Origin of the sequence: Endozoicomonas sp. ALE010, assembly GCF_049310165.1 — a bacterium.
In the GTDB taxonomy this organism is placed as follows: domain Bacteria; phylum Pseudomonadota; class Gammaproteobacteria; order Pseudomonadales; family Endozoicomonadaceae; genus Endozoicomonas.
The window spans coordinates 14,834-40,922 of record NZ_JBLYNV010000036.1; the positions used below are offsets into that span (position 1 = coordinate 14,834).

Genomic DNA, 26,089 nt, shown 5'->3' on the forward strand with positions numbered 1-26,089 from the left:
TTTACCTGACGTTAAGGTTGGTGGGTTCAAAGCTTAATGGTAGTCAACGCGTAAATCACAGGATTGAAGCAACCGACGTTAGGGTCAGTTGATCAATACAGACGCTCACGACGACGCTGCTCGCGCTGCAGTTTTTTAAGATGACGCTTAACAGCAGCAGCGGCCTTGCGCTTGCGAACGGTAGTTGGCTTTTCGTAGTGCTCACGACGACGAACTTCAGCCAGGATACCAGCTTTTTCACAAGAGCGCTTGAAACGGCGCAGGGCTACGTCAAACGGTTCATTCTCTTTAACTTTAACAGCAGGCATGCAGAGATCACCTTCCTTTTAATAACAAATGTTGACCATGAATCCGCCCCGGTCAGTGCGACTGAAGGCTAAAAAACTCACGGCTGGATTACAGCCAATGCTGCGCGAATGCGATAAATCACCTCTGTGATTACCAGTATCGTGCTTTGAAAAGACGGGACTTTACCCAAAGCAGGACGTTAATACTCACATTAACAAGACAGATTAGTCGCAGTTTTTCAAGGGCGCGAATTTTAAAGCTTATTCAGCAAAAATGCAAAAAACGCCTACTTAAGTAGTTAACCAAATGAAATCATATTTTCTGGCTAAGTGGACAGTCACTCTGCGGCGTTACAACTCCGGTCACATAGCTACGGCTATGCTCCCTGCGTTGTGCCTTGCATAGTAACTGCCCACTTAGCCAGAAATATACGATTCCATTTGGCCAACTACTTAACGTATGATTCTTCCCCTTTATGAAATACCCGGATTCGGGAATTTCACTGACTCTTTTTGCACACATTGTTTCACAGGTTGGTTTAATGATTGTTCTCGGGATAGAAACTTCCTGCGATGAGACCGGCATTGCCCTCTATGACAGCGGGAAAGGTCTGCTGAGCGATGCCCTGTTCAGTCAGATTGATATGCACATCGATTACGGTGGTGTGGTACCTGAACTGGCTTCCAGAGACCATATCCAGAGAGTATTGCCCCTGATTAACCAGGTGCTTGAGCAGGCAGGCATCAGTAAAGATCAGATCGACGCCATCGCCTACACCCGTGGCCCCGGGCTGGTGGGGGCCCTGATGGTGGGAGCCTGTATTGGCAAGGCTCTGGCCTGGGCCTGGGGTATACCATCGGTGGGGGTTCACCATATGGAAGGTCATTTGCTGGCACCCATGCTGGAAGAAACACCCGTAGCGTTTCCATTTGTGGCGCTGCTGGTATCCGGTGGCCACACTCAGCTGGTGCAGGTGGCTGGTATTGGTCGTTACACTCTGCTGGGCGAGTCGGTTGATGATGCCGCCGGCGAAGCTTTTGATAAAGTGGCCGCGATGCTGGGTCTGGATTACCCTGGCGGTCCTGCCATTGCCCGGCTGGCAGAACAGGGGCAGGAAGGGCGTTTTCGTTTCCCACGGCCCATGACCGATCGCCCGGGACTGGATTTCAGCTTCAGTGGCTTGAAAACCTATACCCTTAATACCGTGGCAAAATGCCGTAAAGAAGCGATAGCCAAAGAGCCTGCGGATCAGGATCGTGCGGATATTGCCCGTGCCTTTGAACAGGCGGTGGTGGCAACCCTGACCATCAAATGTCGTCGTGCCCTGCAGCAGACCGGTATGAAGCAGCTGATTATTGCCGGAGGCGTTAGTGCCAATCAGTCACTGCGGGCTGCCCTGGAATCCATGGTGGAAAAAGAAGGTGCGGTACTGCGTTATGCCCGCCCTCAGTTCTGCACGGATAATGGTGCCATGATCGCTTATGCTGGCTGTCAGCGGCTGCTTGCTGGTCAGAGCGATGGGCCTGAAGTAGTGCCTGTGCCCCGCTGGCCTATGGAAGAGCTGGAGCCGGTTGGCTAGGAGGCTGACCGAGAATAGACTGCCCTACTGCGGTGGCAGCAAATTGGTCTAAAAAGTCGGAAATTTTTAGCAAATAGAACCACTATTCACTAAAAATTTCCGACTTTTTATCCTCAATTTTCTGCCATCCTCGCTACGGGCGCTATTCTCGGTCAGCCTCCTAGAAGCCTTTTAAAGAAGGGAACCACAAAGGCACGGAGGCACAAAGTTTTTGTTCTGATGTTACCTGTCGAGCAGGTCGCGCCCATCTTTACCTTTGTGGTTTGATGTTGATTTTCTTTTTTAGCGACAGCCTCTTTAGATTTCGTTTTCTGCGCCACTGTTTTCATGATTAAAAGAGCGTGAGTGTGACTCCTATGGATAAAGTACGAATAGAAGCCATTGAAACCCGGGCGGTCATCGGTGTTTATGAGTTTGAGCATGAAGCACCGCAGCCATTGGTGCTGGACCTGGAACTGACGACTGATTTTACCCGCGCGTTCACCAGTGACGACCTGCAGGATGCGCTGGATTACGACGCTATTACCCGACAGGTCAGGGCATTTTGTGAGGCCTCCCGGTATCAGCTCATTGAGGCACTGGCTGGCGGTATCATCACTCAGGTGCTGGAGCATTTTTCGGTGGATAAAGTGGCTGTCACCATTCGCAAGCCGAAGGCTTTGACCAATGCGCTTGCTACTGTCTGGTGTGAGCGAACCCGTACACAGATGATGGGACAGGAATAGCTGGCAGTGACTGTCTATGTGCTGGGTATTGGCTCCAATATTAACGCTGAGTATCAGTGTTGTCAGATGATCGCTGCGCTGGAGCAGCGATTTGGTAAGGTCACGGTCAGTGAGCTGGTGACCACGAAAGCGGTTGGTCTTGAGGCTCCCGATTATATTAACGGGGTGGTTTGCGTTGAGTCAGACATGAGTGCTGAGACATTGCAGCAATGGTGCAAGAGGCTTGAAGAGCAACTGGGCAGGGATCGCGAACAGCACCTTTGTGCTGCGGATATTGACCTTTTGCTGGCGTTGGACAGTTCTGGTGCCCTTGCCGTGGAAAAGTTGATCAATCAGGTTAAAGAACCCTGGTTTCGGCCCCTGGTAACGGAGCTGTTAAACAGGAATATGATGTCATCTGGTTAACGACTTAATTACCATAAAAAAAGGCCGTCTTGAAAAGACGGCCAGAATATTCAGGGGTTAGCCTGAAAAAACATGGCAAATAGCCTGTGCTTATGTACTAACTTGTAGAGTGCTCATCTCCTCATCTGTGGTCAGACTATGTAATTTACCGAAATCTACCATGCGCTGCTCAGGTGTAGGTGGTAGAGCTTTAGGAAAAATGGATGGCCCAACCAAGGACTCTTGGTCACTATATACGGAAGAAGCATCATCGTCGTCGTTATTTTGCTCAGAAGCATTGTCAACCTGCGGTTCACTACCAATGCCGTGGTGGCGGCCATCACGCTCAGCTATTGTGGTTGCAACGAACTCACTGTCGGCGCGAAATTTTTCTACCTCTGTCGAGTCATCGCAAATCTCCTTCAGCAACAAACCTTGGCGCTCGGGATTAACTGGCTTTACAGGCTCCTCTGTTTCCTCCACTGTTGACTTTGTTCGCTGCAATTCAGAGAACCACCGGTCACAGATCCGCGTTGATTCGCTGATCTTCCGTTCTCGTTCCATATGCTTGAAAAATTCTCTGGCCATGACAGTACAGCTTTTGCCATCGTCAGCCTCTGACTCTGAACTGTTTGCAGAGAATTCGAAGTGATCATCATCGACAGTAGGAACTCTTGGTTTGCTGCTTGTTGCGTCCTGTAGCTCATTGTGAGCATGCACATTTTCCTCGGTCAGAGCGAAGAGTTTTTCTCCAATCGCGGCTGCCAGGCTGGCAGCTTGTTCCGGTGTTGGTTCAAAAGAAGCTTTGGGTTTAATGACAACAGGAACTTCGGGTTCAACAACAGGAGCTTCCGGTTGGCTGGCCAGTGCGCTGTTTTTGACAATGGTTTGGGACTTATCGTAGCCCTCATGCCTGCCATCAACGTCACTGTACTTAACCACCCAGTGGTTGCTGAGTCGGCCAGGTGCCTCTTCCCATTTGACCTTGCCATCACTGTCTTTCAGGACTTTGCCATTTTCATCTCTCTGGGCAACATAGCCTTGATATGGAGCCTGGCGCATCTTGCTCCACTTCATGCCTTCCTGATTCTGGTAATCCGGGGCAGACACTCTTCCGTTGTAAGCCAGGGTCAGCTTCCTGTCAGGCGTGGGGATGATCACATCGTTCACCTGGGCGTACATGGTTTTGTCGACACCAGTGACATTGCCGCCGGCATCTCTGGTGAAGATATCCAGGGCGTTACCCTTGGCATCTTTGTAAACCCAGTTTTTCAAACGCCCAATGTCCAGCCTGTCGCGTTTGTCTGATACCCTTTTATCGAAATCAGGATCTTGAGGGTCACGAACAAGTGCACCGTTTTTCCAGTCATCAATGTCTTGTGTACGGTGTTCCTGAAGGTTCGGGCACATCTGGCTCAGGTATTCAAGCTCTTGTTGGATCGAGGTCTTCTCGCACTCTTTGGCATAGATTGCCAGGTGGCGCTTGTTGATATCGATATCCTTTTGCCGATTGCTGATGAGCTCATTTAATGACTTAACCGAAGACTGGTGTCCGCCTGCTTCTGCCTTCTTCAGATCTTTGCGCATTTCTCCAAGCGAGGATTCTAACTGTTTAACCCATGCCTGCACTTCCGCTTTATAGGCTTCAGGATTCGACTCTTTTTTGATGAGCTTTTTGGTATCCCCGTTGTTCGGGTAGGCCGCATCAAAATCAGCCGTCATTGTTGCCACGTCTTTTTCAAGCGTTTGTACTGCTGCGTGAAGCTTGGCGTGATATTGTTCTCTGACCAGCTTGAATGCTGCGATCACGTTCTCGTCAGTGCATTTAAATACAGGACGTTTGGGAGGCTCGCCAGGGTGAACAGGCGCTTTTTGATCAAGCGCTTTACCTTTCTTCACCGCTTTCTGTTTGGCTTTCTGGTATTTGGCATCGTCCTTGATGAAGGCTGCCAATAACTGTTCGTAAGCTGCCAATTCTTTGTTGTAATTGTACACAGCGGTGGCCAGCGCAGGGTCGTTACCCAGTCTCATGGCTACTGATGCATGGTCAGCATCCAGTAAATGATCTACCACCTTACCGCCCGGGGTCTTCTCTTTAACCGTCACGGTTGCCCGACTATTTTCATTAGCCACCGTCAGGGTCCGGGTCGGGGTATAGTAGTACTTTTCACCAGTTTTTGGATCTTCGTGGAGTACTTTTTCTTTGTGCAGCTTCAGCTTCTCAGCCGCCAGTTGCTTATTGAACAAGTGGTTGGCTTCAGCGCGAGCTTTTTGACTGTCTACCTTGTCTTGAACTTCCTTGTCGGTAACACCGTAGTGCTCGGCCAGCCTTGCGCAATTCAATTCCTCGTGAAATTTGTTGTGCCGTTGGTTGGCCTCTGTCATACAGAGCTTGTCAAATGCCTGATTTCTTTCCTGCTTGAGAGCATCCTCAGCCTGCTGTGCAGCGGTTTTCTGCTCCAGCTTTCTGGCATTATACTTGGCCGGATGGAATACATAGAGTAACCCTTCGTAAGCAGGGGTAATCACGTAATCTTGCAGAGGTTTGGTAACAAATTTAACAGCGTTAAAGAGGAGCTTTAAGGGGGCAACAAGGTATGAGCCCACGACTTTCAACTTCTCAATTACACGCTCACCCAGGCTGGGCTTGTGAATGACAGTAATTGGCTGATCTTTAATCTCAGACGTTTTCTCAGATTTTATCTCAGCGGTTTTTTCAGCAGTTTTCGCTGGCTTATCAACAGTTTTTTCAGCGGTTTTCGCTGGATTTTCAGCAGTTTTTACGGCAGTTTTCGCTGGACTTTCAGCGACTTTGCCATCTGTGGTTTTTTCTACCGGGGTCGACTTGGCAGGTTTCACCGGAGCAAGCTCTGTCTGGACAGATTTCTGCGCAGACCCTGCCGGTGTGCCACCTATGGCAGCGATGCCTTGTTTAATTCTGTCAGACAGCAGTAAAAGTCGTGGCTGCCGCTGTGACGTTTGGGTTTGCTTGTCTACCCGGGTTGTTGTGGATGTTGCCACAGGCTGGGCATTAATAACCGGAGACGGTTTGACGCCCGGTGGAGGCGGCGGTACCGGTGGGATGTGAGCCGTAGTTACCTGTGATGTTACTGGACCTGTGTTTGCCATGGTTTATGTCCTTATTCAGTTTGTATGATTAATTACATCAATAAAGTATTGACTGAACATTTGGACACTTTATTTGGAGTTTTGTTCCAGTTTAATACTAATTAATGAAGTGTCAGTAACCAGAATGTGCTTTGGAATGCGTTAAGAGATTGAAATTATTATCAATAGCTCATAACGCTGTATCATAGATTGTTGGGGCTTTAATCGCTGATTTTATTCGTTAAGAAGTATTTTTGATTGCATTTGCTGAAGCCGCTTCTGTCTTAATGCTTCGCCGAGGGCTTTTCCTGTGATGTTTTCAGTCATCAACTCTCTGGCTTTAATGGATAAACAGCCAGTCAATAGTTCAATGATCTGGCTTTTTTTCAATTTAACCATTGCGAAGCTGTAGGAAAGAATCGTCATCAGGCTGATAAAGCGTTCAGGGCGGCGCAGGGCATCGGTGGCTTCAAACAGGGACATCAGGGACTCTGCATCGTTGCGGTGAATAACCGACGTAACGCTCTGGGCGTGCTCTGTGACCAGAAGGGCCATATCGGCATATTCTGAAGGTAATCGCAATCTGGATGAAACACCCTGAACCGTCAGTATGCCATTGGTTTTTTCCGCTTCGGCCTGAGGCAGTAGAGGCGAGAACAGGCAGCCAAACCGGATCAGTGCAGTGTTGTTGTCCCGGGCAGCCATGTTGAGGTGCAATAAGGTCTGGTTATGGATCAGGGATCGGAACTCGGGCAATACGGCCTGAAGAGCACCGCAGCACTCCAGCGTTTGAAAGTAGACCGAAGGGCTGGGTTCCATCAAGGCTCTGGACGTTTCTTGCCATACTCTTTCGGACACCAGGTGGGATGCTTCGCCGTTATTCACCATGTTGCTCATTAATTCCAGCGTCTCTTCTGCCACCTGAAAGCCAAGAGGGGCAAGTCTTGCGGCGAACCGGGCAACCCTGAGGATTCTAAGAGGATCTTCCTGAAAAGCAGGCGATATGTGGCGAAGTCGGCGGTTTTTCAGGTCTTCCTGACCTCCGTAGGGGTCAATAATGTTCCCGTGCTGGTCTTCTGCCATGGCATTAATGGTCAAATCCCGTCTCAGTAAGTCTTCCTCCAGGGATATATCAACGGAAGTGTGAAAGCTGAAACCCGCATAACCATGCCCGGTTTTGCGTTCCGTTCGGGCCAGTGCGTATTCCTCTTTGGTTTGCGGGTGAAGGAAAACCGGGAAATCCCGGCCAACCGGCTGATAGCCCAGATCCTTCATCTGCCCGGGCGTTGCACCAACGACAACCCAGTCATTGTCCTTGACAGGCAAACCCAGTAATTGATCTCTGACCGCACCACCTACCCGATAAACTTGCATAAACTAGCACTATTCCAGATATAAAAGTAAGAATTGTTTATAGCAAAATGGTGTATTTTTTTCTCTTTTTAAAATTTTATTTGGGGGGAAGGTTATGAGTGGTCATCAATGGGTTAATGAAGCCATCAGCAAAATTGAGGCGGATTTCCAGCGCAGTGCAGATACACATCTGATACGGCTTGAGTTACCGGAAATCAACGGTGTCGAGGTGTATCTGAAAGATGAAAGCACGCACCCGACGGGCAGCCTCAAGCACCGTCTGGCCCGATCTTTATTTCTTTATGCCATCTGTAATGGCTGGGTTGATGAGAATACCACCATTATTGAGTCCTCTTCAGGAAGTACAGCCGTTTCTGAAGCCTACTTTGCCCGGCTGCTGGGCTTGCCATTTATCGCCGTAATGCCCAGATCGACCTCCATGCAGAAGATACAACAGATCAGGTTTTACGGTGGTCAGTGTCACCTGGTCAATTGCTCCAGTGAGATTTATGCCGAATCCCAGCGGTTGGCAAGGGAGCTGAATGGACACTATATGGACCAGTTTACTTATGCCGAGAGGGCAACAGACTGGCGGGGTAACAACAATATTGCCGATTCCATTTTTCGACAGATGCGGGCTGAGAAATACCCGGTGCCCAGCTGGATTGTCATGAGCCCGGGAACCGGAGGAACATCGGCCACCATTGGACGCTACATTCGATACCAAAAGCTGAATACCCGGTTATGTGTTGTGGACCCCGATCACTCTGTTTTCATGGACTACTACGCCAGTGGCGACTCAAGCCTGACGATTGACCAGGGCTCTCGTATAGAGGGTATTGGGCGGCCGAGAGTCGAACCATCATTTATTCCTGGTGTGATTGATGACATGCGTCGAGTGCCTGATGTGGCCGCTATTGCAACCATTCACTGGCTGGAAAGGATACTGGGTCGCAAGGCTGGCCCGAGTACCGGGACTAATTTATACGGTGCCTTGCAAATTGCTGCACAGATGAAATCCGATGGTCAGGAAGGATCCATCGTTACCCTGTTGTGTGATCCGGGTGATCGTTATCTGGATACCTGTTATAACCCTGACTGGGTTGCTGCCCAGGTTGGGGATATACAGCCATGGATAGACAATTTATGTCGTTTTTATGGCAAATAATACCAACCTTCCCAGACTGCCTCCAAAATAAAACGGCCGCAGATGCGACCGTTGAGAGTTAAACGTCAGAAGATTAAACGTCGGTACCTGGCTGCCCGAGAGGTCCGTATTTCTCCTCCAATCCCCTGGCTTGAGCACTTAAGGCTTCACGAGCACCTTCAATTGCACCTCGTTTGGCCATTAAAAATACCTCCTGGCCCAGGGCATCCTGAAGTGAGGGCGGCAGTCCGGATTGTTGGCCCGTTTGTTGAGTTCTGGATTGCTCACTAGTCCTGACCTCATTCGTTTGTTGGCTGGCCAGTTCCCCAGTTAACCGTTGCTGTGTTTCCGGTTTTGTAGAAGGTTGAAGGTACGCTTCGCATCTAGCGGCTTCCTCGCGATGGAACTCAAGATCCCGGCGGGCATCGGCTTCCAGCCGAGTCCTTGTAGGTCCCTGCTGGCCATAATGAGAAATACCTTCATTCACTAAGCTACTCATGTGTTGAATGTCGCTGTCGACTCTCTGCTCAAGAACTGTACGTTGTGGTGTTGGAGCAGACTCTTTGCTGTCAGGAGGAACGGAGCGGCTATCAAATTGAGCATGTTGAGTTGACCCGGTAACCGAGGTCTGATGATGCGACTCATGACCTGAAGTCTGCACATTCCCGGGAGTTGCAGGGGTGTGTGTGGGAGCCGGGGTATATGGCGGCATTGCCGAACGGTGTGGGTCTTGTTGATGGCCTGTATGGGGTGATTGACTGCTCACTGGCTGATGGGCAGCGGGTGCAGGCGCGGGCGCAGGCGGTGCTGCAGATTGTTTTGCTCCCTGGTCAGGGGCTTTTTCCGGCGCTTTCTGCTCAGCACTCTTTTCCGAGTCAGCCGTCTTTTCCTTTTCAGCAGTTTTTCCTTTTTCAACATCTTGCTCTGATGTTTTTGATTCAGGTGCCCCCCCTGCATTCCTCGTATTGTTTAAGAAATTCCCCAAATTCAAGCGTTCAAGAAGGGTTTTACCGCCAGCTGATTTTTGTTTACCTTCGGCAGCTTTCTTTTCACCTTCAGCAGCTTTCTGCTCGCCGTTAGTCTTAGTCTCTTCCGGAGTTGCAGGGGCTGTTTCTGCGGCAGTTGGCGCTCCCGCTGGAGGTTGAGGTGTCATGTAACTGGTAGCAGGGTGCTGTGCAACGGAGCCGAAGGGGGGCTGGCCACCCTGTTGCTGATAGGACTGGGCTGGAGCGCCTGTTCCGGAACCTTGTAATTGAGGTGCGGGATCATGTGTGTCGACATTATGCCCAACATAGTGGCCAGTCGGCCCGGATGACTGTCCGGTCTGAAGCCCACCCGCTGCCGGTGGAGTGTAGATTGGTTGTGTGACCGATGCTGATAATGGGGTCGCCATTATTTAATCCTTGTTAAATTGATGGAGAAGTAGGGGGTTAAAAATTTTGCGGATCTCATTTTGCCGATATGGCGACAACATTCGACAAGTGGAAGTGTTATTGGTTCTATATCAATTAGTAATTATTTTTTTATAAAGATATACACTTTTTGGTGAACTATCGTAGGGTTTTATCAGTCTACAAAATGAGAATACATCCATGATTGATTCCGGGTGACCATTTAAGGAGTGTGGTCTCTGCTGCGAGTGCAGTTAACCTGGTATCGACGTGCAGAACTGGTGAGTATTATTCAAGTACTCAGGAAGAGCGATAGATATTCTAAATAACCAGTCAGGATCATTGGCTGCAGTCTGGTTGTTCATCCTGCACGCCCCAAATTGGAGAAAGGCAATATGGAGAAGGGTATGTTCCAGGCGAAAGATGCATTCAACGAAGGTATTGTCCGGCAAAAACCAGCTGAACTCTGGTCGATGATCTCTCCTCATTACTGCGTGGATGAGGCTTCCTGGTTACAGGAACTGGTTCAGATTCTGGATGAACAGTCCGGTGATTACCCTGAGACAGCCAGTCAGGCCACCAGAATGATTGAGCAGGTCAGGGGCAGTGACAATGGCATTCATATGATTGATGCATTGTTATTGCAGTACAGCCTGGATACCCGGGAAGGTATTTTGCTGATGTGCCTGGCCGAAGCCCTGATGCGTATTCCCGATGATCGCACTGCCGATGCCCTGATCCGCGACAAGCTCAGTGTGGCTGACTGGAAAAAACACCTGAGCCAAAGTGACTCTCTGCTGGTCAATGCCTCCACCTGGGGATTGCTGCTGACCGGCAAGGTGGTCAACCTTGACGCCGGGGAGGATGGCTCTGCCGGAGGGGTTATTGGCAAACTGGTGAACCGGATGGGGGAGCCGGTTATTCGCCAGGCGGTTAACCAGGCCATGAAGATTATGGGGCGTCATTTTGTCCTGGGGCGGAATATTTCAGAAGCGTTAAAGAATGGCCTGAAACAACGGGAAAAGGGGTACACCTACTCTTTTGATATGTTGGGGGAGTCTGCCCTGACCATGGAGGATGCCCGGCGTTATCACGATGAATACCTGGCGGCGATCAGAGCGGTTGCTACGGAACCTGATCACGAAAACTCCCCCCGTGCCGGCATTTCCATCAAGCTTTCTGCGCTTCATCCACGCTATGACGTGGCCCATAAAGCGCGGGTTTTCCGGGAGCTGGTACCGGCGCTGGTGGATCTGGTGCGAGAAGCCAGGGCGGGCAATGTAGCTATCAATATGGACGCTGAGGAACAGGATCGTCATGAGCTGTTTCTGGAAGTGTTTGAGCGGGTTTACCGACACCCGGATTGCCGTGGCTGGGGTGGGCTCGGTCTGGTGATCCAGGCGTACGGCAAACGGGCACTGCCATCGTTGTGCTGGCTTTCTGCCCTGGCCCATGAGCACGGAGACCGCATCCCGGTTCGGCTGGTAAAGGGAGCTTACTGGGACAGTGAAGTAAAGCTTTGCCAGCAACAGGGGCTGAGCGGTTATCCGGTCTATACCCGCAAGGAAGCGACAGATGTTGCTTACCTGGTGTGTGCCAGGTATCTGTTATCCGAGCCTGTCAGGGCGGCGCTCTATCCTCAGTTTGCCAGTCATAATGCTCACACTGTTGCCAGTATTCTTACCATGGCAGAACGTGAAGGTGCCGCTGATTTTGAGTTCCAGCGCCTCCACGGTATGGGGGATGCGCTCTATAATTTCATCCTGACTGACCATCGTCGTTCGGTGCGTATTTATGCGCCTGTTGGCAGTCATAAGGATCTGCTGCCCTATCTGGTTCGTCGTTTACTTGAGAATGGTGCCAATTCCTCCTTTGTTCACCGCCTGGTGGATGCGAAAACCCCGGTTGCTGAGCTGGTTCAGCATCCGGTGGAGACGTTGACAGGCCGGGTTTGTTTGCAGAACGACCAGATCCCGTTGCCACCGTCTATTTACGGCCAGTCACGGAAAAACTCACTGGGTGTGAATGTGGATATTGACAGTCAGTGGCAGCCATTTCAGCAAAAAGTACTGAGCTTTATGGGGCATAAATGGACTCAGGGGCCGTGGATTGATGGTCAGCTTGTACCGTCAACAGAGACCTCTGAAATAACCTGCCCCCATGACCGCTCTCAGATTGCAGGCCATTTGGGATGGAGTGATGAAACCCGGACCGATACGGCCATTGGCATTGCTGAAGCGGCCTTTGAACGCTGGAATTCCACACCCGCAGAACAGCGGGCAGAATGTCTGGAGAAACTGGCAGACTTACTGGAAGAAAACCGTGAGGAGCTGGTGGCCCTGTGCCATCAGGAAGCTGGCAAAACCGTGCACGATGCCATTGATGAAGTGCGGGAGGCGGTGGATTTTTGCCGCTATTACGCAGGTCAGGCACGGGAGCGGTTTTCATCGTCCATCATGATGCCGGGGCCAACGGGGGAGTCTAACGAGCTGCGGCTTTGTGGGCGAGGGGTTTTTCTCTGTATCAGCCCCTGGAACTTTCCCCTGGCTATTTTCCTCGGGCAGATTACCGCAGCGCTTGCCTCCGGGAATACGGTGATTGCCAAACCTGCTGAACAAACCGGCCTGATTGCGGGCAGGGCCGTTGAGCTGATGCTGGCAGCGGGTATTCCCGGGGATGTGATTCAATTATTGCCCGGCGAGGGTACCACGGTGGGTCGTCAACTGGTGGCTGATGCCCGGATTGCCGGTGTCGCTTTCACCGGCTCCACGGAAACCGCCCGGTTGATTAATCAGACGCTGGCGAATCGCCCTGGCGCAATGATACCGCTGATTGCTGAAACAGGTGGTCAGAATGCCATGATCGTCGATTCCACCGCACTGCCTGAGCAGGTGGTAAATGATGTTCTTTTGTCCGCCTTTGGCAGTGCCGGGCAGCGCTGTTCAGCGCTCAGGGTACTTTATGTGCAGAAAGATATTGCTGACCGGGTGATCGCTCTGTTGCAGGGGGCAATGAAGGAGCTGTCTATCGGTAATCCGAGTTTTCATTCTACCGATATTGGCCCGGTGATTGATGAAAAGGCTCGCCTGTCACTACAGGCACATATCGAACGCATGAAACAAGAAGCCAAACTGCTGTTTGAATGCCAACTGCCAGCGGATTGCGCTAACGGCAGTTTTGTTGCGCCGGTTGCCTTTGAAATTGACCATATTGGCCAACTGGAGAAGGAGCACTTCGGCCCTGTTCTCCATGTGATTCGTTACGACGCGAAAGCGTTACCTGAGGTGATTAAGCAGATCAACAGTACCGGGTATGGCCTTACCCTGGGAATTCACAGTAGAAACGAAGTGACGGCGACGTTTATTGAGCAGCGGGTCAAGGTAGGTAATATCTATATCAACAGGAACCAGACTGGCGCTGTTGTCGGTGTTCAGCCATTTGGTGGCCAGGGGCTGTCAGGTACCGGTCCAAAAGCGGGTGGGCCAAACTACCTGCAGCGGTTTGCAACCGAACAGACGTTGTCGATCAATACCACGGCTGTTGGCGGAAACGCTACGCTGCTGTCTTTGGGAAGTGAGTCTGTTTAAGCACTTATTCACAGGCTCTGAGGGAGTTGCGAAAGGCTTTTATGCCTCCCTCAAGGGCCGTGAAGCAGCGAGAATCCAGCAGTGCCTGGTTAATCCTGCGTTACCCGGTTCACCTCTTCAAGGCTGGTAACCCCTTGCAGTGCCTTTAATAGCCCCGATTGGCGAAGGTTGTTAAAGCCTTCTTTCTGGGCCTGTTCCGAGATTTCCAGAGAGTTGCCTTCGGCCATAATGATCTGCTGCATGCCGGGGGTGATCGACACCACCTCATAAATACCCACACGACCTTTATAGCCACCCTTACAGTTGTCACAGCCTTTAGGGCCAAAAATCTCGGCGGAGTCCGCCTGCTCTTCGGTAAAGCCCTCTTCCAGCAGTGTTTCTTTCGGGATTTCAACCTTTACCTTGCACTGGCTGCACAGTCTTCGTGCCAGACGCTGGGCAATAATCAGGCTGACCGAGGTTGCGATGTTAAATGATGGCACCCCCATGTTCTGCAAACGGGTCAGGGTCTCTGCCGCGCTGTTGGTGTGCAGGGTGGACATCACCATATGGCCGGTCTGGGCCGCCTTGATGGCAATATTGGCGGTTTCCAGGTCCCTTATCTCACCCACCATGATGATATCCGGATCCTGACGCAGGAAAGCCCGCAACGCCTGGCTGAAGTCCATACCCTGTTTGGGATTGACGTTAACCTGGTTAATACCTTCCAGGTTAATTTCCACCGGGTCCTCCGCGGTGGAAATGTTTCGCTCATTGGTATTGAGAATATTCAAACCGGTATAGAGCGATACCGTTTTTCCCGAACCGGTGGGTCCGGTAACCAGAATCATGCCCTGTGGCTGGTGCAGGGCGGTCATATACATCTCTTTCTGCTCTTCTTCGTAGCCCAGGGCATCAATCCCCATTTTGGCGCTGGAAGGATCGAGGATACGAAGTACGATTTTCTCACCCCAGAGCGTCGGCAGCGTGTTGACCCGAAAGTCGATGGCCTTGCTTTTCGACAGCTTCATTTTTATCCGGCCATCCTGAGGCTTCCTGCGCTCGGAAATATCCATGGCCGACATGATCTTCAGTCGTGAAGCAATCCTGGACCCGAGGCTGACCGGGGGGCGATTGACTTCATGGAGCACGCCGTCGGTTCTGAAACGAACCCGATAGGTTCTTTCATAGGGCTCAAAGTGCAGATCCGATGCACCGCCTTTGATGGCGGACAGCAGCATTTTATTGACGAACTTCACCACCGGCGTGTCATCCTCGCCGCCGCCGTTAGCTCCCAGGGTATCATCGGACCCATCATCCACTGCGCTGACTTCAAGGTCTTCAAGATCGACCAGCCCATCGTCGCCAAGCTCTGACAAAGCGCCACCGGTATCATCCAGAGTGGCATCAATCATTTTCTCCAGAATTTCGGGCTCCGACAGGACCGTGTGAATGGTCAGGCCGGTATTAAAGCGGATTTCATCGAGACCCTGAAGGTTGGACGGATCAGAAACGGCGGCAAACAGGTGTGAGCCCCGCTTGATCAGCGGCAGCACATTGTGCTTTCGCATCAGTTTTTCTTCGACGACGTCTTTGACCAGATGCTCTTTGTCAAAGGCCTTGAGATCGATCACTGGCAGGCCAAACTCTTCGGCAGTGGCGAGCGTCAGGGCATTACCGTTGACCAGCTTTTTTTCCAGCAGATATCGGGCGAGCGGTTTGTTGGCCTTGGCAGCAGCGGCTTCAGCGTCGTGAATGTCGGCCTCTTCCATCAATTGATCGGCCAGCAGGCGGGCCGCCAGCCCGGTCAGAGGTTTGTTTGCCATAACCTGTTTCTGTCCCTGGAGATTGAATTCATTGTCAGGGCCTGATGATGTTTCGCTGAACTGGCAACGGGGCATCAGCAGGCTCTTTGTAATATATCAGCATAAATGGCGGATGGTTAAGGGTGGTTTTGTGCGGGGGGATTTTATTGGCCCGGGTTTTTGCCGGGAATCGTGGGGATTTTATCGGCTTTGGTATTGGCTGGGTATCGTGGGGCTTTAATGGGGGCACGGTTGATGGGGTTATCAATGACGCCCAAACTCCGTTCGACCTGAGCGGAGTCGAAGGGCGCTCAGGGTGAACGGAGATTGTACACATCAAACTCATTGAAATGGTGTGCTGGAGACCGTGGGCACCAGGTTAGAAGGTATAACCAACCGTGCCGGTAATGGTGCCTTTACGCAGAACGTTGTCGGCATCGCCACCCCAGGTCACTTTGGCCATCATATCGTCGTATTTGGCGGTCAGGCCCATGTTGATCCTTTTCTCGCCTTCTTCAAAGCGACCAGTAAAATGGGAGTTGCCATTAACGTCATGAGTAAAGCGGAAAGTGGACTCAAGGTTCAGTCCCTGCATTGCGACATCGTTCCAATTGGCACCAACCATTACGTTGTAGCCCCAGCTGTTCCGGTCGAGGCGTTCTTCCTCATTGATTCCTGATTCAGCGCCCTTGCCCAGGATGCGGCCATAATATTCATCATTCAGGCCAGCTACCTGTTCAAACGCCGCTTCAGCAACAACGTACATCAGGTCAGTGCCAAGAACGGCCCCGAATGGTTGGATTATCGATAAAGAAGCATCCCACATCGGTGTCCGTTCGATATTCTGATACCATTGGTCAGCTTTGACGGTTTTTCCCGTAGCTTGAGAAATTTTAACATCACCACCAGCAGCAAAGTCTCCGATACCAAGAACACCGCTACCAAGAATGTCATCTGGGTGATCAACCCAGATTGGTGCATTCTCTCTATAGGTGATTTCACCGGCAATTTGTGTGTAGCCCCAGACTTTAGTATTAAAGCTGGCTCCCCAGAGTTTAATGTCTTCTGGGTAAATTACTCGGGCGTCAACACCATTTTGTAGCATATACATCGCTGCCAAACCCCGCTGTAACATCTGTCGAGTGGTATTGGTTGGATCAGCGCTGATACCATCAAGGAGGCTCTCAACTGTTGCGTTAGGAGATACACCTGCTGAAGCGAGACCAGAAATACCTAAGCCGCCGAGTGCAGACGCTTGAGTAACTTTTGTTTCAAAAAATGGAGTGCTTGAGTGGTAATTAGCGTAGTAAATTGCAAATTCAGTGTCTGGTAGTGACTCAGGGGTAAATGTGAACTTCATGCCCCACTGTCCAGAGTCGCTTGCATCGACTACACCACCGACATTAGCAACTTTTCCGTAGTCACCAAATGTATCAATATTTGCGCCATTTTCACCCAGAGCAGCAGCTAACAGAGCGTCGTAACCAGCGTCTCCAATAGTGTTCAGTCCGAATCTCGACAGTTCATAGTAGGCAAAGTCAGAGCCCGGAACAAAGAGATCTGTGCCGGAGTCGTAGGTACCACGTCCTGGCATAATTGAACCTTCCCAGTCATATTGGGCAAAGGCTGACAGTTTCATTTCATCATTGAACTGGAGATCGGCCATCAGCATGCCCTGGGCAATGTTCAGATCACCATCAGAGCCGGGAAGGGAAGAGAGCGCAACATCATAGGCGTTCAGATCTCTCAAACCACCGGCGTAGAAAATGGATTCGCCCCAGTTGTGGGTCTGATCACCCAGTTTAAGACTGAGTTTCTGACCACCTTCAAATGTCCAGTCACCGTATAAATAAGCGCTTTGTAACTTGGCCCCCCGGCCTTGATTATCTTTTACTTCATCGGACCAGCCGTTAAATGTTCCAGCTTCATCGTCAAGGCCTTTTGCAACATCCTTGGCGTTATTGGAATCCCACTTGTTGCTGCCATTCATCAGTACATGGTCGTAAAAAGCCGTAGCACGACCATAGAAACCGTAGTTATCTTTTTTCAGATCCAGCTCAGAAGTCAGCTTGAGAGCCTTGCTAACAAAGCCTTTATCAAAAGAACGATCGCCGTCGTTTTCGTTTTGCTCAGCACTATCTGGCGTTTCATAACCTTCCAGATCATACTTGGCCCCCAAAGTAATGGTAGTATTGAGAGTCCCCTGCACTTCACCATCCATTGCCTCAAACTCAAAAGCCTGGGTAGAAGCAGCGAAAAGCAGTGTACCGGATAAGACAAAACCAGCGGTTGCAGGTGCGAGCTGCAGTCGTTTTTGTGGTGTCAACATGAGATGGTGTGTCCTTGCCGTTTATTATTAGAGTTATTTTTTCCACCAATGGAACATTCTAACGGCGCTGTAGCGCTGGTAACCCGGATTCCTTTACAGCCTTGGAACACCTGATAATAGTCCCCACTATCACCGGCTACCTGACCATATTTTGCACCGCAGTTGGCTATATATACGACGATGTTTAGAAAGTGCTCTTGGTATTATTTTTATTGTTCTTTGTTTCGGCCTGTCTATTTGTACTAAAGAGCATAGTGGTATGCAAGAAATTTATACCCGGTCTGGTCATTTCCTTCTTGATCTTTTTCCCCTTTTTTTTACAGGGTTTTTCTTCCTGTCAGAGCGAGCTGTCTGGTGGTCACTTGTGATGCGACAACGAGTACATGGTTTTCATCAGAATTCACTATCTGTCAGAGATGAATTTTTCGAATTTTCCGGGAAGCTTGAGGTCCTTGATGCTTTTGCGGATTGGGAAATTCAGTTCGGGACGAATGACGGCACGGCATACGTTCTGAAGTGTGGGCACTGTGTCTGCCTTGCTGGCCAGCTTATCCAGTAACCTTAATAGATTCTCCATTGATTTTCGCTGCGCAAACGTGCAACCGGACCTCAGTTTTTTTTGAATATCTGAACCATCGGCTGCTAATTTTTCCAGATATTGTTGGTATTTTTGCCGGAGTCTGGTGTGTTTTACTGAATTTGTTGGGGCAACCAGAAAGGTCTCAAGCATTAATTCTAACGGTTCAATGAATTCAGCTAACTCTGTCGTGTCGATGGTCATTGGGTCGGCACCGCTTTCCAGCAGTGTTTGAATCATTGATTTTCTGACGTTTGCGCTTTCTTCTTCATCTTTGCCTTTATACAGCAGGGTAAACCTTAATGCCGTCATCCTCTTGCACTCGCCCTTGTAGGACCAGGGCCCGGTAGTCATGTTGGGGTTGGCGTTATGAAGCAACAGGGCTTCCAGCAGATCGGATTGTCCCGCTTTTGCCGCCATGTGAAGCGGCGTTATGCTATCACCGTGATGACCAGCATCGGGAGTGGCCCCCAGTTCCAGTAGCTTGAAGCAAACATCCCACTGCTGGCGGTTTGAGACGATGGTCAGTAATGTTTGCTGCCCGGAATCGCTGTCAAATAATTTATCCTTACAGCGGTAGGCTTTATTAAAAAAATAAATCAGTTCCCTGGTACTGATGGGCAGCATGGTAGCGATGAATGCTGTATCTCTGGGCTTTAAAACATGTTTTTCAACCAGAGACTGAAGGTATTCAATTTCGGTCGTGTTAGCCGGTTCTTCGGAACCAAGAACGGCTATCCCTGTTACTTCTTTCTTTGGCGAATGATCGGCTTCAGCAATCTGATATTTGTACTTCATTGTTTTGGTGCTGATTACCAGTCTGTCCCCATCTTTCATTTCACTTCTGAACATGGGGAAAACGCTTGAGGGAATGATTATCTTGGCATTTTTAGCGATGTGGTAATCATAGGGATTATTGCTACTGGCACCGTCATAGATGACTGAATTTAAAGTACCCGTTTTAGTCATATACAGGTGAGGGGGGTGATAGATCGCCCGAACGGATACACCGTTGAGGGTGGTTTTAAGGCCTGTTATATCCGGGATGAATTCACTGCCGTCGGATGCTAATGGCTCAAGGTCATGATGTTTTTGATGTACCCCATAAACCCTGTCAACAGAGTCAGAGAGGAATATGGGGTTGGTTAAATACATACTGGTAACTGGGGATTTTTCGGCCATTCAGTGATAGATCAGATAATGCCATATATATCCAATCACTGAATATCTTAGGCCATAAAACTGTTTTAAAGTTCCGTATTTTTTTCCTATTGTGTTGTTGATAGCTGATTGCCATCAACCCGTCATTATCGTTATGGTATACGCGCAATAAATTTAATAAAAACGTTACTTTACCGAGCCTGCCTATGCGTACCTTATGTTTTCTGCTGTCTTTGCTGATCTCTGCCCAGGCGTTTTCCTGGTCCAACCACACTCTGGTCACTCACCAGATGCTGGCGACACTGCCGCCGGTTCGGGATGCAGCCCCGGTGACAGTGGAAAGTCTGGAAAGCTTTCTGCTGGCTAATGAAGAGGCGCTGGAAGCGTTTCTGGATCAGCAGGAGCAGTGGATGCAGGAAAATTTATGGCACTATGCGCCCCGTCCGCAAGATCTGGCCTTCAGGGCGACGGGCAGCAAAGACGATATTCGTACCCGCTTTGCCCATGCCATTCGTGTTAACCCAAATACCAGATGGCCTCTGTATTTACAGCTTCTTCCCGGGGAAAAACGATTGTCTCCACCCATTAAGCCGCAGTCAGTGAGCACTCTGAAGAATTTTGATCATCTGGTGTCTGTGCAGTTGGTTCAGCTGCAACCGGGGGATAAGGCCTCAGCCATCGATATCGTCACAACGGCCACGGACGAACCGGATCACGGGCTGGATATAGGCCTGTTTACCGACAGCAATACCGACTACGGCAAGATCTATGGGTTTGGTAAGCAGCCGTTTGGTAATCCAAACCTGGAATATGGTACACAGGCACCTTTCCACATGGGCTTTTACCATGAGTCATCGTTGCTTTATGCCCTGGGTGGTTTTTTAAAGCAGACGTATCCGGAGTATCGCATCCAGTCTTTTAAGCAGCTATCCGAGTTTGCCTTCAGTCAGGGGCATGATTACTGGGGATGGCGTTTTATGGGATGGGGGCTCCACTATCTCAGTGATTTTTCCAACCCGTATCATGTGATGCCGGTACCGGGCAATAATACCGTGGCAACCCTGTGGGTTGGCTTAATGAACCTTGTGGGTTTTCCACAAGGGCAGAAAGAGGCGATCCAACTGGCATCCAACCGGCACACAGTCCTTGAAGACTTTCAAAGCCAGGTGATGAGTCAGGCTTATGCAGAGAAAAACCAGCAACACCCGACCATTCAGGCACTAACGAGACAAACAACCGCCAGAGTTTATGAGGATGATCATATTGTTACGGTCATTTCCAGGCAGGCTTATGAGAAAGCTCATGATATTCACGAGGTGCTGGAACAGACCATGCCGGAACACTACGTTGATGATCCCATGGTGGAATATTCTGAACTGAATACCAGGTCTTCGTTGCAGGCAACGGTGTTAAAGACTTCCGGGGAGGATGGCTATAACCGGTTGATAGCGGTTATCACCGATTTGCTGGGTGGGTTTTCTGAAAATGGCGCTTCTTATGTGGAGGCTATTCTGTCTGCCCAGAATGATCAGGCCAGGTTGGATTGAGTCGGCAGATATTTATCCCTATCACATCGGTGAGTTTTATACCGTTGCCACCTCCGGGGCCGCTGTCCTTCCATTGAGCCATTCAATTGGAAGGACAGACTTCATCAGAAATGCTGCAAAGATTTCAAATAATGTGAAAATCACGGAACGTTCTTGCAAAGTCATAGTCCAATCTGACTAACCGATCAGAAATGTTTGAAACATCTGTTCCACTACTTAACAAGAATTGAGTAAAGCTGCCTGACTCAGTGTGCAAGCCTGGCTGACCTCTCAAGTTGGATTTTATTATGATACCCGCTTCATTTGAAAATTCCCTTTCGACACACTATACAGAACAGCAAGAAGAACAAACGGCCAGTCCTACGTTCCCCCTCGTGAACATTGATTCATCGGAATTAACACCAGCACCACAAGGTATCGAGCTTCATAGACGCTCCAGAATAGAAGTGGTTAACAAATTTCCCTTGCGATACCTGCTTACCAAACCTTATCGATTGGATTTACTTCTCAGTGACAATAATCGCAAGATTGATACCTGTCACCGTGAATTTGCAAATTATGCTGATCAGAATAATCCGTTAGATACTTATAGTAGCAACAAATCCAGGTTCAGATATCTGGAGTCCAAAACCAATAAAAACCTTCGGTTACCCATACTCAGGCATAATAACACAAGATACGAAGCGCTAAAGACCAGGGTTGTAGAGCAAACACAGAGAATAAATGCTCTTCTGGAAGATAATTTAAAGCGTGCCATTCAATCATTTTCCAATATTGTTCCCTTGCTTGACTTCGTCAAATCAGAGTTGTCTGAATTTATGGTATTGCCCAATACGTTCAGTTCGTTACAGGAGTCATTAATAACGTTATTTGACAAGGACCAGCACCCCGGTAATGCCGAGACTCTTGGGTTGATATACCTGCTTTACTGGCGGATCAATCAGGAATCAGTGCGGGAACATGGTGAGTCAGGTGCTCTTCAGGGATTGAAGGAAGTACTGAGTGTCATGGCCGTCAAGACTATGGGCTGTGATCTTGATTCACTCGATACTACGGAGTCATTAAAAAAATTCGTTGAAAATAATCACTGTTATATCAGCATTCTGTCAACTTCAGGTCACAAAGCACTTATCCAGCATTTGATAAACAGAGTAGAGCGTTTACCAAAAGAGAAGGTACGTGCTGATTCACTATTTTTACTTAATGAAAAAATGGAAAGCCTTGTTAAAGATGATGAAAAAGCAATACTCAAAAAGGCATTTTCTGTATTGTGCAATGAGGCCCAAACATTAGTTGATAGTAAGGCGGCTTTTTACAGAGTAAATATCGCTGGACTGGGTCAGGATGAGGTAGCTGAAAGAATATTCAGCAAAATGCATGCATCTATTAACAACTTTGATGATGCTCTGGAGGCATTTAAGCAATTCAGTCAATTAAGCCCCGGGATTCGTAAGGAGTTCTTTGATGGCTTATATGAAAAAGTGATGTCCTGTGTTGTCAGTGCCGATCATTTTTATCAGCTCGCCTTGAACCCAGCTTTTGATAAAGATCATAGCAAGTTATGCCTGGAAGGTTTAGCAAAGTATCCATGTCATATTGAGCTCAAAAAACTTCACAAGAATCTTATTGAAAAGAAAATCTTCCAGCAGTTTGATAAAGCTGCTGAGAAATCAGCAAATGATTTTATTGAAAAGTGTCAGTCACAGATTCAGGGGATTGTTGAATTGCACGAAACCGAGTACCACAATCAATATTGCGAAACAATCCATGAGTCAATTAAACTCTATGATGAAAAAATTATGAATGCTATTACTGCATTTGAAAATGCTAATTATTATTTCGGAGGTGTTATCGTTAGCAGTCGTGATGATAGCAGGCGTAATGATAATTGCATTCGTATGAAGGAAAAATTTCAAGAAAATTTAAAAAAAGCTGTTCGGCTTGTCATGGAGGCTATGATCTTAGCGCCCAAAGACGAAATGAGAGATAAAGGCGAAAAACTGATCAACTCATATTTTGATAAACCTCACAGGGCATGGGGTGGTTATAAAAAAAAGATCCGCAAGCCAATTGAAATAGTTGAAATCATTAATAAAATCAAAGATAGTCAAACTATAGAATGCAAATATCAGAATATAAAAACCACTGCTATTGGTAATCTTGAGGCCCAGTTAAACTCTGAGGTGTCAAATAAATTATGCGAAATCCATGAAAATGCGAAACGGAAAAAGGAAGAACTAAGTCTCTCATTGCCGTTGTTTCACCAGCAACTTGACAGTTATTACTCTGACTTGGCTCAAATTAAACCCACCGAAAGATATTTTCTGGTAGACGGCTTTTGGATGCCGCATCTGTATGTTGCTTTATTCCTCACTCCGGAACGTACATTCAATCCGGCTTATGGATCTGAATCTGGTGAATTGCGTTTAGATCTTCCTCCGTCTACGTGTACAGAAAATTTATCCATACCCGCTTCCAGCTTTTCAGGTGATATTGATATTGGGGATTTTGCCCGCCTGCCACTTGATATAGGTGCAGGCTTATCATTAGACAACGTTGATATCTTTTCTGAATTAGTCGCTTCTTCGCCAGACATTGGAGACGTTGTAAATGATGTTGCTGGTTTCGATTCAGGAGGTGGTCTCGGTATAAGTAGTCTCAGCATAAGAAGTCTCGATAGAGATGGGAACAGTGGAGGTGGGCACAGTAGAGGTGAGTACAGTGGAGGTGGGTACAGTGGAGATGGGTACAGTGGAGATGGGTACAGTGGAGGTGGGCACAGTGGAGGTGGATACAGTAGAAGTGAGTACAGTAGAGGTGAGTACAGTGGAGGTGAGTACAGTGGAGGTGGTTACAGTGAAGATGAGTACAGTGGAGGTGGGTACAGTGGAGGTGGGCACAGTCGAAGTGATTATGATGGAGGTGATTACGGTGGCAGCAGTTTTGGTGGAGGCGGTTTCGGCGGGGATGATTGATTGCTGAGGTGATTAGAACGTAACCCTATAAGACCCCTTACTTTGAGATCAATAGCTATTTTAAGCGAACGGGTTCCGGAGTTTTTCAGGGAAATCGCTGATCAATTTGGCTGCGCTGTACAAAAAATAACCAGAGTTTTGTGAGGCTTGAAAATAGTGCGGTGCAGTCAGTTATCCACAGGTCATTCAATGGTTTGATCAATGAATCTGTTGATGACTAAAGATTGAGCTATATAACCAGGAATAGTTATTCACTTTTATCCATCAAAAAATAAGCCCGGAACTTGCCGGGCTTATTCTTTCAAGTGTTGAGAGGGCAGGGTGAAACTGCTTCCTTATCAGTGACGGGTTTCACTGGCGGGGAGAATGTTGGGGTGATCCAGCCAGTCTTCAGGGTTGTCATCAATGGTATCTATGGCTTCTGCTTCTTCAAGCTCTCCTCGTGTCGCCAGCACAGCCAGCTCTTTGGCAAATTTTTGCAACAGGTTAATAACATCATCACGATTACTGTTCAGGCTTTCATCGATTTCAATACTGAACAGAGGAGAGGCGTCATCCGCAAGCTCATCCTCTTCCTTGCGAACAAGGACCATGTGCAGGCCGGAAAACTCGTCATCACTGACTTCGGCCAGTTTAAAGGTAATAGACTGTGCTTCTCGAAGAATAGACAGCAGTTTCAGGGCTTCGGCAGCACTAAGATCTCCGGCATCTACACGGGCTTCGACGTACTCTCTGGCAGAAAGGCCAGAGGCAATGTAGTTATCTACCAGATCTTGAATACTCTTGTACTTGTTTTGGCTCATAGACCCTCCTGAAAGCTGTTTCAGCGGATGCCTGACCCGTAGTTTGTCAGGCGCCAAGGCCAGATTCACCAGAGCCGGGGGGCGTTCTCAATTAGCCATGAGACCAGTACTTCAAACGTGTATTCAGACATGGCCATTTGCCTGATTGAGAATGTCCTCTGACACTGATTCCTGTTTCCAGTGTACCTGATTAGCGATGAATGTATAGGGAATAATACTGATGAAGTTAAAGTGGTATAACTATAGTCTCGTGGTCAAATTGGCCTGGGCTTTTCCAGGTCAGCTGTTTTTTTCTCTCTGAGCTGATTGATCAGGCTCTTTTGTTTTAGATGGTGCTTTCAATCTTTGGGGTGCCTGTTACCAAAGTATGAACTTGTACAGACTTAACCTGAACCTTTTGCCGGGCCTCAAGGCGTTACTCGATACTCAAAGTGTTTCCCTGGCTGCGAAGCAGATGCATGTGACCCAGTCCGCCATGAGCCGGACCCTGGCTCAGTTGCGTGAGGCACTGAATGATCCGATTCTGGTCAGGCAGGGCAATCGTATTTTTCTCTCCGAAAAAGCGCTGGCGTTGAAAGACGACGTGAACCGTGTGGTGACGGAAGCCAGCACCATATTTGAGAACCAGCAGTTTGATCCCTGGATTACCGAAAAAAACTTTACCATTGCCGGGACTTATATTGTTCTTGAGCAAATCCTGCCGCAAATCCTGCACCAGTTCTGGAAACAGGCACCGCATTTTAATTTTGAACTGTTACAGTTCAGCCCGCAGCTGGATAAAAAGCTGGAGGCCGGTCAGGTCGATCTGGTGCTTGGGTATGTTGGCAAGCCACCTGCCGGTTTCAGTTATGAGCTGTTAATGGAGGATAGTATCTGTGCCCTGGTGCATGAGGATCATCCTCTCGTTGATCAGGAGATGACCATTGAAGACCTTGAGCAGTACCCGGTGATTCGTCACTCTTCGTGGATGGGAAGTCCTCATTTCATCAGGGACTACCTGGAAGGCCTCAGTGAGAATATCCGGGTGGTTGCGAAAACACCCAATCTACCCATTGGTTTGCAGCTGGTAAAGGACACCCATCATATTCTGATCACAATGGAGAGAGCAGCTCGTTACAACACTTATGTCCAGGATATGACGATGAAAACCCTGCCCGGTAAACCTCCCAGAGTCAGCTACTACGTAGTGTGGCCGGAGTACTGGGAGCATAACCGGGCGCATCGCTGGTTCAGGGAGTTCATCATTAATCGCTTCCGTCTCAAGTTGAAAGAGATGGAACGACAGGAGGCTATTATCAATGGTGAAGTGGATGATCTAACTCACTGAACTCACCGGTAAGGGCATGATTCA

General features: G+C 48.9%; 17 protein-coding genes. 8 read left to right on the forward strand and 9 right to left on the reverse strand.

All coding sequences use genetic code 11. The features are described from left to right. Nucleotides 1-92: 92 nt before the first annotated feature. Complete coding sequence (gene rpsU, locus ACO6UY_RS15095; RefSeq protein WP_020582360.1) at nt 93-308, reverse strand: 30S ribosomal protein S21; 216 nt, start codon at nt 306-308, stop codon at nt 93-95. Between the two features lie 521 nt (nt 309-829). Between rpsU and tsaD the strand changes: the two genes are divergently transcribed. The 3 genes from tsaD to ACO6UY_RS15110 all read left to right on the forward strand — a co-directional run bounded on the left by tsaD (nt 830) and on the right by ACO6UY_RS15110 (nt 2,997). After that, the gene (gene tsaD, locus ACO6UY_RS15100; RefSeq protein WP_422447423.1) at nt 830-1,867 is read left to right on the forward strand and encodes a tRNA (adenosine(37)-N6)-threonylcarbamoyltransferase complex transferase subunit TsaD; all 1,038 of its coding nucleotides are present in this window, start codon (nt 830-832) and stop codon (nt 1,865-1,867) included. A 356-nt stretch (nt 1,868-2,223) separates the two neighbouring features. Next, complete coding sequence (folB, locus tag ACO6UY_RS15105) at nt 2,224-2,592, forward strand: dihydroneopterin aldolase (RefSeq protein ID WP_422447421.1); 369 nt, start codon at nt 2,224-2,226, stop codon at nt 2,590-2,592. A 6-nt stretch (nt 2,593-2,598) separates the two neighbouring features. After that, a complete protein-coding gene (locus tag ACO6UY_RS15110) occupies nt 2,599-2,997 on the forward strand; it encodes a 2-amino-4-hydroxy-6-hydroxymethyldihydropteridine diphosphokinase (RefSeq protein ID WP_422447419.1) in 399 nt (132 codons plus the stop codon). Nucleotides 2,998-3,087: 90 nt separating this feature from the next. Here the strand turns inward: ACO6UY_RS15110 and ACO6UY_RS15115 are convergent, their stop codons facing one another. Both ACO6UY_RS15115 and ACO6UY_RS15120 read right to left on the reverse strand, forming a co-directional pair. Then, nucleotides 3,088-6,105, reverse strand: coding sequence for a hypothetical protein (locus ACO6UY_RS15115; RefSeq protein ID WP_422490481.1), 3,018 nt, complete (start codon nt 6,103-6,105; stop codon nt 3,088-3,090). 213 nt (nt 6,106-6,318) lie between these two features. Further along, a complete protein-coding gene (locus tag ACO6UY_RS15120) occupies nt 6,319-7,458 on the reverse strand; it encodes a polynucleotide adenylyltransferase (protein WP_422447415.1) in 1,140 nt (379 codons plus the stop codon). 94 nt (nt 7,459-7,552) lie between these two features. Between ACO6UY_RS15120 and ACO6UY_RS15125 the strand changes: the two genes are divergently transcribed. Next, nucleotides 7,553-8,605, forward strand: a complete 1,053-nt coding sequence (locus ACO6UY_RS15125) for a PLP-dependent cysteine synthase family protein (protein ID WP_422447413.1) — start codon at nt 7,553-7,555, stop codon at nt 8,603-8,605. 73 nt (nt 8,606-8,678) lie between these two features. Here the strand turns inward: ACO6UY_RS15125 and ACO6UY_RS15130 are convergent, their stop codons facing one another. Then, nucleotides 8,679-9,977: a hypothetical protein gene (locus tag ACO6UY_RS15130; protein WP_422447411.1), complete on the reverse strand. Its 1,299-nt coding sequence runs from the start codon at nt 9,975-9,977 to the stop codon at nt 8,679-8,681. A 405-nt stretch (nt 9,978-10,382) separates the two neighbouring features. On the opposite strand from ACO6UY_RS15130, the gene putA reads away from it, so the two are divergent. After that, nucleotides 10,383-13,562, forward strand: coding sequence for a bifunctional proline dehydrogenase/L-glutamate gamma-semialdehyde dehydrogenase PutA (gene putA / locus ACO6UY_RS15135; protein WP_422447409.1), 3,180 nt, complete (start codon nt 10,383-10,385; stop codon nt 13,560-13,562). A gap of 89 nt (nt 13,563-13,651) precedes the next feature. Here the strand turns inward: putA and pilB are convergent, their stop codons facing one another. From pilB to ACO6UY_RS15155, 4 genes are all read right to left on the reverse strand, one after another. Further along, entirely contained in the window at nt 13,652-15,367 is a 1,716-nt protein-coding gene (gene pilB / locus ACO6UY_RS15140; protein ID WP_422490482.1) for a type IV-A pilus assembly ATPase PilB, read from the reverse strand. Between the two features lie 34 nt (nt 15,368-15,401). After that, the gene (locus ACO6UY_RS15145) at nt 15,402-15,614 is read right to left on the reverse strand and encodes a hypothetical protein (RefSeq protein ID WP_422490484.1); all 213 of its coding nucleotides are present in this window, start codon (nt 15,612-15,614) and stop codon (nt 15,402-15,404) included. Between the two features lie 111 nt (nt 15,615-15,725). Beyond that, a complete protein-coding gene (locus ACO6UY_RS15150) occupies nt 15,726-17,675 on the reverse strand; it encodes a DUF1302 domain-containing protein (protein ID WP_422490486.1) in 1,950 nt (649 codons plus the stop codon). 403 nt (nt 17,676-18,078) lie between these two features. Then, the gene (locus tag ACO6UY_RS15155) at nt 18,079-19,434 is read right to left on the reverse strand and encodes a hypothetical protein (RefSeq protein WP_422490488.1); all 1,356 of its coding nucleotides are present in this window, start codon (nt 19,432-19,434) and stop codon (nt 18,079-18,081) included. 185 nt (nt 19,435-19,619) lie between these two features. Here ACO6UY_RS15155 and ACO6UY_RS15160 point away from each other — a divergent pair, with 185 nt between their 5' ends. Then, nucleotides 19,620-20,960: a hypothetical protein gene (locus tag ACO6UY_RS15160; protein WP_422447399.1), complete on the forward strand. Its 1,341-nt coding sequence runs from the start codon at nt 19,620-19,622 to the stop codon at nt 20,958-20,960. 275 nt (nt 20,961-21,235) lie between these two features. Further along, the gene (locus ACO6UY_RS15165; RefSeq protein WP_422490490.1) at nt 21,236-23,935 is read left to right on the forward strand and encodes a hypothetical protein; all 2,700 of its coding nucleotides are present in this window, start codon (nt 21,236-21,238) and stop codon (nt 23,933-23,935) included. A 338-nt stretch (nt 23,936-24,273) separates the two neighbouring features. Here the strand turns inward: ACO6UY_RS15165 and ACO6UY_RS15170 are convergent, their stop codons facing one another. Beyond that, nucleotides 24,274-24,738: a hypothetical protein gene (locus ACO6UY_RS15170; protein WP_101746581.1), complete on the reverse strand. Its 465-nt coding sequence runs from the start codon at nt 24,736-24,738 to the stop codon at nt 24,274-24,276. A 367-nt stretch (nt 24,739-25,105) separates the two neighbouring features. On the opposite strand from ACO6UY_RS15170, the gene ACO6UY_RS15175 reads away from it, so the two are divergent. Next, nucleotides 25,106-26,065: a LysR family transcriptional regulator gene (locus ACO6UY_RS15175; RefSeq protein WP_422447395.1), complete on the forward strand. Its 960-nt coding sequence runs from the start codon at nt 25,106-25,108 to the stop codon at nt 26,063-26,065. Nucleotides 26,066-26,089: the final 24 nt, after the last annotated feature.